The sequence below is a fragment of the Paenibacillus sp. J22P90 genome, assembly GCF_059692195.1.
Genome location: NZ_JCAUAY010000007.1, coordinates 200,184 through 214,545 on the forward strand (window position 1 = coordinate 200,184; position 14,362 = coordinate 214,545).

17 protein-coding genes are annotated in these 14,362 nt (G+C 46.4%); 2 read left to right on the plus strand and 15 right to left on the minus strand.

The genetic code is table 11. The features are described from left to right. Positions 1 to 130: 130 nt before the first annotated feature. The 14 genes from AC58UX_RS22860 to AC58UX_RS22925 all read right to left on the minus strand — a co-directional run bounded on the left by AC58UX_RS22860 (position 131) and on the right by AC58UX_RS22925 (position 12,685). Positions 131 to 1,306, minus strand: a complete 1,176-nt coding sequence (locus tag AC58UX_RS22860) for a D-alanyl-D-alanine carboxypeptidase family protein (protein ID WP_497256972.1) — start codon at positions 1,304 to 1,306, stop codon at positions 131 to 133. Positions 1,307 to 1,471: 165 nt separating this feature from the next. Next, positions 1,472 to 2,773, minus strand: a complete 1,302-nt coding sequence (locus AC58UX_RS22865; protein ID WP_497256974.1) for a pyrimidine-nucleoside phosphorylase — start codon at positions 2,771 to 2,773, stop codon at positions 1,472 to 1,474. 137 nt (positions 2,774 to 2,910) lie between these two features. Then, complete coding sequence (locus tag AC58UX_RS22870) at positions 2,911 to 3,294, minus strand: cupredoxin domain-containing protein (protein WP_497256976.1); 384 nt, start codon at positions 3,292 to 3,294, stop codon at positions 2,911 to 2,913. Between the two features lie 147 nt (positions 3,295 to 3,441). Further along, positions 3,442 to 3,891 carry a flagellar protein gene (locus AC58UX_RS22875; protein ID WP_497256978.1) on the minus strand — a complete coding sequence of 150 codons (450 nt, stop codon included), beginning with the start codon at positions 3,889 to 3,891 and terminating at the stop codon, positions 3,442 to 3,444. 155 nt (positions 3,892 to 4,046) lie between these two features. Beyond that, positions 4,047 to 4,901, minus strand: coding sequence for a purine-nucleoside phosphorylase (locus AC58UX_RS22880; protein ID WP_497256980.1), 855 nt, complete (start codon positions 4,899 to 4,901; stop codon positions 4,047 to 4,049). An 18-nt stretch (positions 4,902 to 4,919) separates the two neighbouring features. Further along, the gene (locus AC58UX_RS22885; RefSeq protein WP_497256982.1) at positions 4,920 to 5,747 is read right to left on the minus strand and encodes a purine-nucleoside phosphorylase; all 828 of its coding nucleotides are present in this window, start codon (positions 5,745 to 5,747) and stop codon (positions 4,920 to 4,922) included. Positions 5,748 to 5,779: 32 nt separating this feature from the next. Continuing rightward, complete coding sequence (gene deoB, locus AC58UX_RS22890; RefSeq protein WP_497256984.1) at positions 5,780 to 6,955, minus strand: phosphopentomutase; 1,176 nt, start codon at positions 6,953 to 6,955, stop codon at positions 5,780 to 5,782. Positions 6,956 to 7,068: 113 nt separating this feature from the next. Then, a complete protein-coding gene (gene xerD, locus AC58UX_RS22895; protein WP_497256986.1) occupies positions 7,069 to 7,965 on the minus strand; it encodes a site-specific tyrosine recombinase XerD in 897 nt (298 codons plus the stop codon). Positions 7,966 to 8,051: 86 nt separating this feature from the next. Next, positions 8,052 to 8,288 (minus strand): DUF4227 family protein, encoded by a 237-nt coding sequence (locus tag AC58UX_RS22900; RefSeq protein ID WP_497256988.1) that lies wholly within the window; start codon positions 8,286 to 8,288, stop codon positions 8,052 to 8,054. A 68-nt stretch (positions 8,289 to 8,356) separates the two neighbouring features. Further along, entirely contained in the window at positions 8,357 to 9,487 is a 1,131-nt protein-coding gene (gene ald / locus AC58UX_RS22905) for an alanine dehydrogenase (protein WP_497256990.1), read from the minus strand. 182 nt (positions 9,488 to 9,669) lie between these two features. Then, positions 9,670 to 10,140, minus strand: coding sequence for a ferric iron uptake transcriptional regulator (gene fur / locus AC58UX_RS22910; RefSeq protein WP_497256992.1), 471 nt, complete (start codon positions 10,138 to 10,140; stop codon positions 9,670 to 9,672). A 105-nt stretch (positions 10,141 to 10,245) separates the two neighbouring features. Beyond that, positions 10,246 to 10,869, minus strand: a complete 624-nt coding sequence (gene spoIIM / locus AC58UX_RS22915) for a stage II sporulation protein M (protein WP_497256994.1) — start codon at positions 10,867 to 10,869, stop codon at positions 10,246 to 10,248. A 79-nt stretch (positions 10,870 to 10,948) separates the two neighbouring features. Then, positions 10,949 to 12,130, minus strand: coding sequence for an endonuclease Q family protein (locus tag AC58UX_RS22920; protein WP_497256996.1), 1,182 nt, complete (start codon positions 12,128 to 12,130; stop codon positions 10,949 to 10,951). Continuing rightward, on the minus strand, positions 12,131 to 12,685 hold the full coding sequence (locus tag AC58UX_RS22925) for an NUDIX hydrolase (protein ID WP_497256998.1): 555 nt from the start codon (positions 12,683 to 12,685) through the stop codon (positions 12,131 to 12,133). A 95-nt stretch (positions 12,686 to 12,780) separates the two neighbouring features. Between AC58UX_RS22925 and mciZ the strand changes: the two genes are divergently transcribed. Further along, positions 12,781 to 12,981: a Z-ring formation inhibitor MciZ gene (mciZ, locus tag AC58UX_RS22930; protein ID WP_497257000.1), complete on the plus strand. Its 201-nt coding sequence runs from the start codon at positions 12,781 to 12,783 to the stop codon at positions 12,979 to 12,981. A 73-nt stretch (positions 12,982 to 13,054) separates the two neighbouring features. Here mciZ and AC58UX_RS22935 read toward each other — a convergent pair whose 3' ends face one another. Next, positions 13,055 to 14,185 carry a M20/M25/M40 family metallo-hydrolase gene (locus AC58UX_RS22935; protein ID WP_497257002.1) on the minus strand — a complete coding sequence of 377 codons (1,131 nt, stop codon included), beginning with the start codon at positions 14,183 to 14,185 and terminating at the stop codon, positions 13,055 to 13,057. A 72-nt stretch (positions 14,186 to 14,257) separates the two neighbouring features. Here AC58UX_RS22935 and prli42 point away from each other — a divergent pair, with 72 nt between their 5' ends. Next, positions 14,258 to 14,362, plus strand: coding sequence for a stressosome-associated protein Prli42 (prli42, locus tag AC58UX_RS22940; RefSeq protein ID WP_436237184.1), 105 nt, complete (start codon positions 14,258 to 14,260; stop codon positions 14,360 to 14,362).

The following is a 14,362-nucleotide window of genomic DNA, read 5'->3' on the forward strand; positions in this document are numbered from 1 at the left end:
CCTTCAGGTCATGAACAGTAGTTTCTACAACTGAGCTGGTAATTCCTGCCCCCCGACAAAACTAGAAGAAAACCGCTAAAAGTAGCTAAATTCTACGATTTATTCGTTCTCAATTCGCTGTTTTCCACCATTAATCCGTGGTAAAAAGCTGCGACGTCGTCCGTTTAAACAGCTTCCACCAAGACGCTTTATCCACAGCTAGCGGAGACTCCAGAGGGTATTCGGCAAGCACATTATCACCGTTATAGACCATGATCTTACCGATCGGCTGGCCTAAGCTAACGGGAGCTCTGAGGCTTGGATCAAGCTGCAATTCATGTCGGATATTTGCCGTGTCTGTTCCTTTTTTCATTAAAATACTATAGTTTTGCTTCGCCACTAAAGGTACCGTCGATACTTGACCTTTATTAATTCTAAATTCACCTAAGCTATCGCCGGTTTTGAACAAAGAGTAATTCGTATATTGGGCAAAAGCGTAATCAAATAGCTTCGTCACTTCGGCATTCCGCGTTTTGGTGTTCGGTTCCCCAAGCACGACTGCCACGACCCGTAAATTATCACGTTTGGCTGTAGCGGATAGACAGAACTTGGCTTCGCTAGTATAGCCCGTTTTCAAACCATCAGCTCCGCTATAGAAGCGGACTAGTTTATTCGTATTCACAAGCCAGAATGGCTTCGGAGAATCTTTCCGTAAGTAATCTTGATAAGCGCCTGTAAAATTCGTAATGCCCTCGTGTTTCAACAGCTCACGAGACATGATTGCGATATCATTCGCCGTTGTATAATGATTCGCTACAGGCAGTCCATTACAGTTGGAGAAATGGGTATTTTTCATCCCTAATTGCCCTGCTCGTTCATTCATCATGGCCACAAAATTCTCTTCCGAGCCCGCAATTTTCTCGGCCATCGCCACAGAGGCATCGTTCCCAGAAGCCATGGCAATGCCCTTCAACATTTCTTGAACCGTCATTTGTTCGCCAGGCTCTAGGAAAATTTGCGAACCTCCCATTGAGGCTGCATATTCGCTAACGCTGACTTTTTCATCCATTTTAATGGCGCCTTTGTCGATGGCTTCCATAATGAGCAGCATCGTCATGATTTTCGTAATACTCGCTGGCGGAAGCTTGGCGTCTTTATTTTTTTCCACGATCACCGTTCCCGTATCCGCATCCATCAGAACAGCTGATTGGGCATTCGGTGTTAGATCCACCGGCTGAACCTTGGTTTCCGCAGCATAAAGCGCCGGCAGGAACAGCATCACACTTAGTTGTAAACAAATGAAACTGATTAGCCCTTTTTTTCGCATAGCAATTGTACCCCTCCTGTGATGTATGAAGTGAAAGTTTGGCATTTTGCAGCATGAATGACTGCTAATCAGTGTTGACGATTTCCCTCTAAATTATTCCATGTAGGTAGAAAATCGCGAAAGAAAAAGCACCCTCCCTTAGGAAAGTGCTTTTTCACTCAAAACCTATTCAATAACATCATAGATTAATTGTTTTGGAGCTGGCTTCGTCAATGTAATCTTGTAAGCATCTACAATCATCGCGTCGACTTCTTCCACATCCCGGCGATTCGCATGAATCGTACAGATAGATTCTCCTACTTGTACCGCATCGCCAATTTTCTTATTTAACGTCAAACCGACCGCGTAATCAATTAAATCTTCCTTCTTTGCCCGTCCTGCACCAAGCAGCATGGCTGCAATTCCGATGTTTTCCGCTTGAATTTCGTTAATGAAACCCGCTTCTTTCGCAGTTACCTCGATCTGATAAGCAGCCGTCGGCAGAAGCTCAGGCTGGTCAACGATACGTGCGTCGCCGCCCTGACTGGCTATAAAACGTTTGAACGTTTCCAACGCCTTCCCATTCATAATGATGTCACGGACAGCCTCCTGCGCCTCTTCAAAGGTGTTAAACACCTTTCCTAAGACGGACATATACGCCGCAACAGAAATCGCGACTTCGGTTAAATCTCTGTCACCCGTACCACGAAGTACATCTATCGATTCACGAATTTCATTCGCGTTACCGATTTCGCGGCCCAGCGGCTGATCCATGTCGGTAATCATCGCTATGGTTTTCCGATTCAAACGGGTTCCGATATCCACCATAGTCCGTGCAAGAACTCTAGCATCTTCCACCGTTTTCATGAACGCGCCAGAGCCTATTTTCACATCCAGCACAATCGCTTCAGCACCCGAGGCAATTTTCTTGCTCATGATAGAACTGGCAATCAGCGGAATGGAATCCACCGTTGCCGTAACATCACGCAAAGCATAAATTTTCTTATCTGCGGGAGCCAAGTTACCACTTTGACCGACAATCGCAATTTTATTGGTGTTTACCGCTTCAATAAAGGCTTCCTTCGACAACTCAATTTGGAAACCTGGAATAGACTCCAGTTTGTCTAACGTACCGCCTGTATGCCCAAGCCCTCTTCCGGACATTTTGGCAACAGGAATTCCGAGTGAGGCAACAACGGGCCCGACGATCAGACTAACCTTATCCCCTACGCCGCCAGTTGAATGTTTATCCACTTTCACACCGGCAATCGCAGATAAGTCAATCATCTCACCTGAGTTTGCCATCGCTAATGTAAGAAACGACGTTTCTTCATCCGTCATTCCGTTCAAGAATGCAGCCATCAAGAAGGCTGACATTTGATAATCAGGCACATGACCCGCGGTATATTCAGTAATGATGTATTCTATTTCTTGTTCGGTTAATGCGTCACCAACACGCTTCTTATGGATCAGATCCACCATTCTCATGAACATACCTCCTTAAAGTTTTCGTCAGAAAACTGACTTCGTTAGCATCAACTCTTTAATATAAACATTTTACATCACATTGGCACAAAAGAAAAAAGGGAGCCGTTAAGCTCCCTTTCATCTGCCTTCTATAGAGATTACTGTACAATTAGTTTGGATTTCATTTTAGCATGTCCTTCGCCACAAGGAAGAACACAATCAATTTCATATGTACCCGGTTTGTCAAACGTAATTTCCTTAGAAGGGTTTTCTTTGTCGAGTTTAATATCCAACCCAACGATTTCAACGGCATGTACGCCTTCTTTCAAAGATAACGATACCTTTGTAGGCTCACCTTTTTTGATTGTGTATTCCGGTACATCAAACTGCCAGTTAGAAGCAACTAATTTCAACTGTTGCATTTTACCAGCGGCAGCCTCAGCTTCCTGCGCCTCTTGGCGGTCAGAAATATCTTGAAAGAGGACTCCCAGCCCCAATGCGCCCGCAAGTATAAATAGTACAAAGAAAATCCACTTTTGCATGCATATCCCCCTCATCGTGTGTTCACTTCATCTATTCTACCTAACATCAGAGAATAATCCCATATCTAGTACGTGGCAAATCTTTGACTATTTCGTGACAGAATTGTGAACTGAACTCCATCTTACTATTGCCCATTCCCATGCAAATTACACGCGATTCCACCGATCACCAATTTGAAAGCCGCGTGACTCGCCTTGCGGTTTCACCGTTGGCTGCACAGGCTGTTTCGTGACTTGAACGGACCCCGTCTCTTTGAGCTGTCTAATATCACGGCTAATCCGCGTACTGCAAGCCACACACAGCTTATGTTGACGAATGGGCTCTGCACATGACGCGCATTGATAATTCAGATTTGGATAATCGGCGAGCTGCAGCTTGCCTTCCTTCATCCAAACTTGTAATTGTAAAATGGATACACCTGTCGCATCGCATACTTGCTCATTCGTGGAGCGATAGTTTCTGCGCAGATAATCCAGGCAATTTCTCAATTGATCATAAATATTGGTACTGCATGCCGTGCATTGATTGCGCAAATTTTTCTGAAACACTTTTCCGCATCGCGGACAATTCGCCACCGTAAGCCCTGGGACTGACATGCTCCAACACATCCTTGTATGGGATAGGCAATCTCTCATAGGCAGATCACCTTCGAATATAGTTCTAATTAACTATATTCTATCATGTGTCCTAGATGTTGAATAGGTCTTAAGGCGCTGAAAAGCCGCATATTTCACGGATAACCCGTTACAATTTATCCCAATTGCACTTCACGAACGAATGCTTTGACTAAGGCAATAAATTTTGGCTTCGTGCGATTCGCTACAGCCACAACCTGCTCATGTGTCAAAGGCTCGAGTTCCTCGCCGACGGCCATATCCGTAATACAAGAAATACCAAGCACTTTAAGTCCTGCATGACGCGCAGCGATCACTTCACCGACCGTTGACATGCCAATCGCATCTCCGCCAATACGCGCTAGCATGGTAAGCTCAGCAGGGGTACAGTAGGTTGGCCCTGTAATTCCGGCATACACGCCTTCCTGCAGCTTGAGAGGAACTCCGTCCTCCCCTACAACCGATGCCGCTAACTCACGAGCAAGCGCGCGATAGTCACGGCTGTACGCTTCCGACATATCCGGAAAACGAACCCCCAGCTCCGCGTGGTTCGGCCCAATCAGCGGGTTATCCCCAGTCATATTGAGGTGATCACTAATAAGCATCAAATCACCGGCTTGGAAAGAACGATTCATACCGCCTGCCGCGTTCGTCATGACAACCGTTTGAACCCCAATAGCCTTCATCACATAGACAGGGAATACAACCTTTTTCATATCGTAGCCCTCATAATAATGAGAACGTCCCTGCATGACGATAACTTGTTTCCCTTCCAGCGTACCGATAACAAACCGCCCTTCATGGCCAGCTACTGTGGACACGGCAAAATGCGGCACTTCACTATAATCAATGGCAATGGGCTGCTCCACCTGATTCGCCATATCGCCTAAACCCGAGCCTAGCACGAGTCCAATGGACGGAGATACACCGCCTAAACGAGATTGGATGAAGCTTGCAGCCTCATTAATTTTTTGTATGTAAGACAATGTCATGTTAATCTCCTTTTCTACTTAAAGCGCCTCAATAATGCCAAGGACTAGCTTCAAAAACTTAGGTTTAACTTTTTCCGTCGTTTCCATAACCTCTGCATGAGATAACGGTTGATCAAGAATACCAGAAGCCATGTTGGAAATACACGAGAAGCCCAATACTTCGATACCCGCATGACGAGCGACAATAACCTCAGGAACGGTTGACATCCCCACGGAATCTCCACCCAATGTACGGAACATGCGAATTTCAGCAGGCGTTTCGTAGTTAGGTCCAAGTAAACCAACATAAACCCCTTCTTGCAGTTTAAAATCTTGGTTAGCAGCTACATCGTGCGCTAATTTACGCAGACGCTTGCTGTACGCCTCTGACATATCTGGGAAACGAACACCTAGCGCAGCATCATTCGGCCCAATCAACGGATTGCGGAACGTCATATTCAAATGATCGCTGATCACCATGAGATCCCCTACTTGGTAGGATTCGTTAATCCCGCCCGCTGCATTCGTCACGATCAACGTTTCTACGCCAAGTTCTTTCATGACACGTACTGGAAAAGAAACCGTCTCCGCGCCATAGCCTTCATATGCATGGAAGCGTCCTTTCATGATGAGGACCTGCTTGCCTTGAATCGCCCCTACAACAAGCTCACCTGCATGTCCTTCAACTGTTGAAACCGGAAAATGCGGGATGCGGGAATAGTCAATCACGATCGGCTGCTCAATCAAATCCGCAAGAACACCGAGACCTGAACCAAGGATAAGACCGATTTGCGGGGTAATATTCGTTTCTTTTTTAATAAAAGCTGCTGCTGCTTGAATCTCTTGCATCATGGATGTACCTGACATGTCATCATGCCTCCTAATTTTAGTATGAATGATTATTTCAATAGGTGCAGGAAGCTCTCACCATGTTTGGTCGGTTCTACGCCGAAGTTCTCTGCAATCGTTGCGCCCAAATCAGCGAAGGTTCCTCGTATTCCTAAGGATACCGGCGATTGAAAGCTTGGGCTATACAGCAATATCGGCACATATTCGCGCGTGTGATCCGTCCCTGCATGGATAGGATCGTTTCCGTGATCCGCTGTCAAAATGAGCAGATCGTTCGGACCTATCCCCGCTTTTAGCTGCGGCAAGTAAGCGTCGAACTCCTCCAAGGCCCTGCCATACCCTTCGGGATCGCGTCGATGACCATAAAGGGAATCAAAATCGACGAGATTCGTAAAGGCAAGTCCCTTAAACGAGGTGCCCAACACGTCAATCGTCTGCTGAATGCCATCTAGATTGCTTTTCGTCGAAGTAGCTTTAGTAACGCCTTCACCATCAAAGATATCATTGATTTTACCAATGGCAATGACATCCCAGCCTGCATCCTTCAGTTGATTCATCACCGTAGGTGCTGGAGGCTTGACCGCATAATCGTGACGATTCGGCGTTCGTTTAAACGCACCTGGAGATCCCAGATAAGGTCTTGCGATTACACGCCCTACAGCAAACTCATCCTGCATCGTTAATCTTCTAGCAATCTCACAAGCCCGGTAGAGTTCATCTAACGGTATGATGTCTTCATGTGCTGCCAATTGGAACACGCTATCTGCAGATGTATAGACAATCCAAGCGCCTGTCTTCATTTGCTCTTCGCCTAGCTCATCTAAAATCTCCGTACCTGAAGCCGGTTTATTTCCGATAACCTTGCGTCCCGTCTCTTGCTCAAATTGCTTAATCAACGCTTCTGGGAAACCGTCTGGAAATACTTTAAACGGCGTAGAAATATGTAGTCCCATCAGCTCCCAATGGCCTGTCATCGTATCTTTACCCACAGAAACCTCTGCCATTTTACCATAATAGCCTTCTGGTGACGATACAGGCGGAATGCCCTGAATGTCGGCAATGTTCCCTAATCCCATTTGCTGCAAATGGGGCAGCGCAAAGCCGCTGACTTTTTCTGCGATGTGACCAAGTGTATGTGCCCCAAGGTCGCCAAACTGTTCGGCATCCGGTAATTCTCCAATGCCTACGCTATCCAATACGATTAAACTAATTCGTTCAAAGCGCACCGATGTCCCTCCAAATCAAACCCTAATGTTAATGATATCCACCCATCATTATCCCACTTCCAACCCGTGAATGCAAAACAGCAGCGATTCCAATTGGATGGCCGCTGCTTCCATCATAAATGAGCTCTAGGATGAGCTCGATTATAAACATCCTTCATTTTAAGCTTAGTGACCTGAACATACAGTTGTGTAGAAGAAATATCGGAGTGCCCTAACATTTCCTGTACAGATCGCAGATCGGCGCCGTTCTCAATTAAATGGGCAGCAAAGGAGTGCCTCAGCGTATGCGGGGTAATCTCATTTTTAATTTCTGTCTCTGAAGCATACCGCTTCAAAATCTTCCAGAAACCCTGCCTCGTCATTCGCGTCCCCAAGTGTCCAATAAAGAGTGCATCTTCATCTATCGACCTTTTCAAGAGCTTGGTACGGTAATTCTGTATATAAGACTCCAGCATACGGATTGCAATGCCACTTAGAGGAATCATTCGCTCCTTCTCGGCTTTCCCGATACAGCGAATGAAGCCCATCTCTAAATTAACATCGGACAAATTTAAAGAAACGAGTTCGGACACTCGAATGCCTGTTGCATAAAGCAGTTCAAGCATGGCTTTATCCCGAGCCCCATTCACCTGCTCAGATTGTGGCGCATCAAGCAGCTTCTCAACCTCATGAATGCTTAATACTTTGGGAAGCCGCTTCTCCAGCTTGGGTACCTCAATGTAAACTGAAGGATCCGAATCAAGATGGCGTTCTTTCACCATATATTGAAAAAAGGAGCGTAATGAAACGCGAATTCGTGACAGTGTAGCTGTAGCTCGTCCAAGTGTTTTTAATTGAGCAAGATAACCTGCTAGATGCATTTTCCCAGCATCTTTCCAGCAAGAAATGCCTTGCAATTCGAGATAAGAAACAAATTGAAGAAGATCCCTTTCATAGGATTGAAGCGTATTCCTTGAAAGACCTCGTTCATTTGTCACAAATCGGATGAAGGATTGTAGCTCACTCGTCATTATGTCAGTCTCTCCCTCGTTTACTAGCTATTACTTCCAACGTATAGCATTCAACGATACTAGGAGATATTCCTTTATTTTTCGCTTTATTCACCATACCAGTAAAATAATCGCAAACGTTCGCTCATCGAATTCGAGTCAAAGGAGATATGCTCACTTTGACCGAATACTTTGACCGAATTTCCTGTTGGTGTTTTATACTTGTTAACGGGCTGAATCCAACCGGAAACTGCCATCATGACTTGATAGAGAACGACCGTCAACGCCACAAATACTAAAATATACTGCAAGCGAACAATTAATTTCCGATAGGAAAAAATCATAGCCCGTCCTCATTTCTCATTCCTTCTTTGGTAACTCTTAGGAACAGAATATGAGGCTCGGACGATGTTTATGTCAGGTCAATCAATTTGGTGTATGGCATGCCGAGCGCTTCTGCAACCGCCGGATGGGTGACACTGCCCTTATACGTATTCACACCTAGCTGCAGTGGATAATTCTCTGCCAAGGCTTGGGTGAAGCCTTTATTCGCCAGCTCCAACGCATAGGGCAAGGTCACATTCGTCAACGCCAGCGTTGACGTTCGTGGCACAGCCCCTGGCATATTGGCTACCGCATAATGCAGCACACCGAATTTCTCATATGTCGGTTCACTATGTGTTGTTACGCGATCGATCGTCTCGATGGATCCTCCTTGATCGACGGCAACATCCACGATCACCGCTCCTGGCTTCATACTCTGAACCATAGCGGCTGTTACTAACCGCGGCGCTCTCGCTCCTGGTATGAGTACCGCGCCTATCAGCAGGTCTGCTTTTTGGACTGCGCTCGCGATATTGTACGGATTGGACATCAAGGTACGGAGATGACCTCCGAAAATGTCATCCAAGGCGCGCATACGGTCAGCACTGCGCTCGATGATCACAACGTTCGCACCAAGACCCAGCGCCATTTTCGCTGCGTTCGTGCCCACGATACCACCGCCTAGTATGATGACATCCGCCGGTGGAACGCCGGGAACTCCGCCAAGCAGAATGCCTCGGCCGCCATAAAATTTCTCTAGAAAATGAGCGCCTATTTGTACGGACATCCGTCCAGCAACTTCACTCATAGGTGTCAACAAGGGCAATGAGCCGTTCGGCAATTGAATTGTTTCATAGGCAATCCCTGTTACTTTTTTCTCTATTAACTGATCTGCCAAATCCCCAGCCGCGGCTAAATGCAAATACGTAAACAGAATCTGTCCTTCTTTGAAATAGCCATACTCCGCAGGCAACGGCTCTTTCACCTTCATAATCATATCGCTTTGTGCCCAAACATCCTCAGCACGCGCAATAATTGACGCCCCTTCTTGCTTGTAATCCTCGTCAGAAAAGCCGCTGCCAATGCCCGCTCCAGCCTCCACAAGCACGCGATGACCAGACATTTGCAGCATTCCTGCCCCACCTGGGGTTAACGCGACACGGTTTTCATTGTTCTTAATTTCTTTCGGAACACCAACGACTAGACATGGTTTCGTCACAAACGCCACCCTCTTCCTTTGGTTCATACGTCTATAATGTACCCAGACTCCCTTGCCAAATATGTGATGCGCTGCGAACACCTTGCTAGTAGTAGCATATGTAAAAATCACAAAAATGCCTGTATGCATCTGGCTCGCATACAGGCATTTTCATAATGAGAACAGCATCCTGGTGGAAGCTGTTACTGGGATTTCTCCAATGAGTCCGGCTTCCCTCGTTCGGTACAACGATAGCATATACCTTGAAAATCAAGTCGATGATCCAGCACTTGAAAGTGAAATTCAGTCTCTAACCGTTCTTCGAAAGGTCCGAGCCAATCTTCCATGATCTCATCTACGGCTCCGCATTGCACGCAAATTAGATGATGGTGATGATGACGTGAGTTGTCGTCACGAAGATCGTAACGGGCTACACCGTCGCCAAAATTCATTTTCTCCAAAACATGCAGCTCGCTTAGAAGCTCTAATGTACGATAAACGGTTGCTAAACCGATTTCTGGAGCTTTATCTTTGACAAGCATAAACACATCTTCTGCACTGAGATGATCTTGTTCATTCTCCAACAAGACGCGAACTGTCGCTTCCCGTTGTGGCGTAAGCTTGTACCCTTGGGATTGTAGTTGTTGTTTAATTTTCTCGATCCTTGCTTCCATATGCCTCCCCCTCAGAAAGGTGGGCATCCTAGCCCATTTTTAGCCACTCTTCTCATTATAGGGGGAGCTTACCGACAAAGTCAAACAGAATCACAAACCATTTTATTACCCATAAACCCCCACCAGCATTGGGGTTACCCATTTCATCATGTATTGGGAAAAGTAACCTTCTAATAATGCTGCCGCTAATAGGAAGCCGCCCATCATTAACGTGATCGTTGTATATCTCATGAAAGGCTGGTAAATATTACCGCTGCGACTCATGATTCTGTGCTTGATCATATAAATGGAGAATGACATTGCAGCCACGCTGCAAAATAAAATAGCTGGAATGACGATTAAATTTTGGGGAACAACCGCCACAAGCGCAAAAAGCATACCCTTCCACGACAACTGCCCGACAAGGTAGCCAACCGTGAAACCGATCAGCACCCCTTTTAGAAAATCCAATACTAAAATTAAAGGCAGCCCAATAATCGACAAGCCAAACAGCCAAATCAATAAGATCCATTTCATATGCATGCCAAAGGCTTGCGAGAACGATTGCTGGCTGTCGATCACGACACCATCGTTAATCTCATGGAAAAAACTACCTAAGTGACGTGTCATTTCGGTTCTCTGCTCCAAAGAAAGAGCATTCACCATAACAGCACCAAATACAACGCCAATCACAAAGAGCACAGCGACGAATATAAATAACGGCAAATTATCCTTCATATATTGTTTCATCGTTAAGTTCCTATTCACACTCGCCACTCCCTCCTTGTACAACCTCTACAAAGACAAGCTTATGAGCGAACTTCTGAAACTATGAATGATTTTTAACTTTACCGTATTTTCCTCCGCCTCCAACCTCCAGGGTTAGAGTCCCTTCACGCGCCTTCACAATATAGCTGGCGATTTCCTCGCCAACAACTGCTGCAAGCTCTTCAGCTGTGGTCCGATGCAAGACGTGCATCTCCGTTCCGAATCGTTGCAGAAGCTGCTCCATCTTCTTAGGACCTAACCCCGGAATATATTCCAAGGGGACTTGAAAATGGTAAGGCGGGCGATGCGGCGGTTGATAGGATGTTTCCCGATCAGCGATGGCCATGATGCGATCCATGACACCGCGAACAATTTTGGGACTGCCGCAATTCACACAGCGCTCTACAGCTGTATCTCCGTCATCTAGGACGGCCTCACATACGCTGCAATACGTGCGATGATATTTGCCTAATCGCGAATTTAAGCCGTAGTTGGCTGTAACACCACGACCCTCTTGGCGCTGAAGCGCTTTGACCAGCTCTTCAAAAGTCGGAGCACCAAGCTTCATTTGGTTGTATTCGCGACCTATTTTCGCTAAGGAATGGGCATCTGAATTGGTCACATAGGTGAAATCATCCAGCTCTGATATGAATCCGGCCATCTCAGAATCGGCACTCAAACCAAGTTCCACAGCCGGTATTCGCCTCACATCCAGCAGGTCATTCATCGAGCTTGCAGCGCTGCCGTACACGCTTTTGTGCGGTGTGAAGATATGCGCAGGGATCAGGATGCCTCCCCGGCCCAGAACCTCCTCTTGAAGCTCACGTGCAGGCACATAGATGCGCTGAGAGCTTAGCTCTACATTTTTCATGTAGCGACGCATCCAAGTCGTAAAGTCCTGCATGACTTGCAGCGTAGGCATATAAGCCAACACGTGTGCTGGCCCCATACCAGCGTCTCTCACTTCGATTTCGCTGCCTAGAATGATCGACGTATCCCCGTATCGAATACCGCCGCCCTCGAGTTCCACCATCTCACCCTTATCCAAGTACATCATAATCTCCTCTTGGACAGAGGGGGAGTGGGTATCGATGATTGAGATCATCTCCATCCCTTTACGGTTCGCAGCTTCATGCGCAATATTGAAAAACGTGAGATTGTTGGCTGCGCTAATTTTGACAGCTTGCCCCTTTTCTGTACGGCCAATATGAATATGAAGATCTACATAATAATCTTTCAGCATTTAGATTTGCCCAGTTAACTTGTATAGCTGCCAAGCGTAAACAGCCATAATTGTCTTGGCATCACTGATGCGTCCTTCACGCATATACTGCTGCGCTTGCTCTAATGTAATGGCTTCACAATCCAGGAATTCATCTTCATCCGGGTTCGCTGTGCCTTTTATCAAATCCTCGGCGATATAAAGGTGAATAATCTCATCTGCAAAGCCTGGCGATGTGTAAAAAGAACTGACCAATCGTACATTGTCCGACCGGTAGCCCGTCTCCTCTTCCAGCTCGCGCAAAGCCGCTTTTAGAGGCTCCTCACCGCTGTCTAGCTTGCCTGCAGGGATTTCTACCTGACTCTTCTCCAGCGGCTTGCGATATTGCTCTACGACGATCATTTTGTCTCCTAGGAGTGGAATAACCGCGACTGCCCCTGGATGCTTGACGATCTCTCGGGAAGCTGTCCCTCCATTTGGCAATGTCACTTGATCCACCTGTAGTGAAATGATTTTACCCTTGAAAATCATCTCGCTGCTCGTGGTTACTTCTTCAAATTTCTTATGATTCGTCATCTCGGCACCTCTTCTTATGTATGTTGGTCTAACTTGTCCACGCTGTGCATATCGTTCATTATAGCAAATATTTTCCTGAAAAGAGGGACTCCGATATGAAGAGCTATGTGAGTGATAAGCAAATTCGACTTGTAGGCAAGGCATGGGAGATCAAGCACCAGCTTCAGCTCATGCTTCAACAAAGCGATCCTACCGTTACCGTCATTGATTATTTGCAAGGCTTGTACACGGCTCAGAAGCCTGCCTCACACAGTCCCAGATCCCGGATCGTCCCTTTTCCCGTTGCAAATTCATGAGCTTCGCTATATAAACGAAAACCGATTAGCCGCGCCATATGGCGAGTTAATCGGTTTTTTTATTGTCCAGCTATTAGCCCTTCGCTGCTTCTTTCACAAGTGCAACGACCAGTTCCGCTGTTTTGACGAGATCGCTAATCGCGATACGCTCTTTGACCGTGTGGATCTCTAAATAACCAACAGCCAAATTCACAGTGGGAATGCCCATTCCGTTAAAAATATTAGCGTCACTTCCGCCACCGGAGTGGAACGTTTTCGCTGTTAGGCCAATCGTGCTCATAGCACGTGATGTCAGTTGAACGATTGGTGCTGAATCATCATGCATATAGGATGCATACACAATATCCGCATTGAACTCGCACGTAGTGCCTGCTTCCGCAGCAGCGGATTCACAAGCTTGTTTCATCGCAGCAATTTGCGCTTCCAGCTTGTCCTGAACAATACTGCGCGCTTCCGCTTCCATCTTCACTTTATCGCAGACGACGTTAAGCGGACCTACACCGGAGAAGCTTCCGATATTAGCTGTCGTTTCATTGTCAATTCTGCCTAATGACATGCGTGAAACGGCTTTGCTTGCTACTTGGATGGCACTGATGCCATCTTCCGGGTTCACACCAGCATGAGCTGATTTGCCATGGAAAATGATTTCAATTTCCGCACGTCCTGGCGCTGCTGTAGCGATATCTCCCAGATTCCCGTTGGAATCCAGCGCGAAGCCGTAAGCCGCTTCCATGGAGCTGCGCTCCATGGCGCGAGCGCCCTTCAAGCCGCTTTCTTCCCCAGCGGTAATGACGAATTGGATACGGCCATGCGGGATGTTTTGTTCTTTCAGAACTTGAATCCCTTCAAGCATCGCGGCAATCCCTGCTTTGTCATCGCTGCCTAGGATCGTCGTTCCATCCGAGCGAATGAAGCCATCTTCGCCGATTTGCGGCTTAATGCCATTCCCTGGAGCAACCGTATCCATATGTGACGTGAAGAAAATGGTAGGGATGTTTGGGTTTGCATCTGTCGCTTCCAATGTGCAGATCAGGTTGCCTGCGCCGTGGCCGCTCTTGGCCATCGACTCATCCTCAACAACTTTTAAACCTAAACTGCTGAATTTTTCTTTAAGAACGACACAAATCTCTTGCTCGAACCTAGTCTCACTGTCCACCTTAATAAGAGAGATGAACTCTTCAATCAAACGATCTTGTTGAATCATGTACTTTCCTCCGATACACACTTTGAGTTACAATAAAACGGTACAAGCTTGGACGAAAAAGGAGTGAATCCCGTGCTACAGAATAAAAAATGGTTTAAATTCGTTATTTACATTATGCTCATCGTTATGCTGTTATCCAGTTTATTGTTTACAGCCGGATTATTTTTCACATCATAA

Bases quoted from the DNA above. Each gene is read 5' to 3' on its own strand.
- AC58UX_RS22900 (WP_497256988.1), bottom strand. From the start codon at position 8,288: ATGATTTTTTCCTATCGGAAATTAATTGTTCGCTTGCAGTATATTTTA.
- AC58UX_RS22865 (WP_497256974.1), bottom strand. From the start codon at position 2,773: ATGAGAATGGTGGATCTGATCCATAAGAAGCGTGTTGGTGACGCATTA.
- AC58UX_RS22880 (WP_497256980.1), bottom strand. From the start codon at position 4,901: ATGACATTGTCTTACATACAAAAAATTAATGAGGCTGCAAGCTTCATC.
- mciZ (WP_497257000.1), top strand. From the start codon at position 12,781: ATGAAGAGCTATGTGAGTGATAAGCAAATTCGACTTGTAGGCAAGGCA.
- AC58UX_RS22860 (WP_497256972.1), bottom strand. From the start codon at position 1,306: ATGCGAAAAAAAGGGCTAATCAGTTTCATTTGTTTACAACTAAGTGTG.
- AC58UX_RS22885 (WP_497256982.1), bottom strand. From the start codon at position 5,747: ATGTCAGGTACATCCATGATGCAAGAGATTCAAGCAGCAGCAGCTTTT.
- xerD (WP_497256986.1), bottom strand. From the start codon at position 7,965: ATGACGAGTGAGCTACAATCCTTCATCCGATTTGTGACAAATGAACGA.
- AC58UX_RS22875 (WP_497256978.1), bottom strand. From the start codon at position 3,891: ATGTCAGTCCCAGGGCTTACGGTGGCGAATTGTCCGCGATGCGGAAAA.
- AC58UX_RS22920 (WP_497256996.1), bottom strand. From the start codon at position 12,130: ATGCTGAAAGATTATTATGTAGATCTTCATATTCATATTGGCCGTACA.
- AC58UX_RS22870 (WP_497256976.1), bottom strand. From the start codon at position 3,294: ATGCAAAAGTGGATTTTCTTTGTACTATTTATACTTGCGGGCGCATTG.
- spoIIM (WP_497256994.1), bottom strand. From the start codon at position 10,869: ATGAAACAATATATGAAGGATAATTTGCCGTTATTTATATTCGTCGCT.
- AC58UX_RS22935 (WP_497257002.1), bottom strand. From the start codon at position 14,185: ATGATTCAACAAGATCGTTTGATTGAAGAGTTCATCTCTCTTATTAAG.
- AC58UX_RS22925 (WP_497256998.1), bottom strand. From the start codon at position 12,685: ATGACGAATCATAAGAAATTTGAAGAAGTAACCACGAGCAGCGAGATG.
- fur (WP_497256992.1), bottom strand. From the start codon at position 10,140: ATGGAAGCAAGGATCGAGAAAATTAAACAACAACTACAATCCCAAGGG.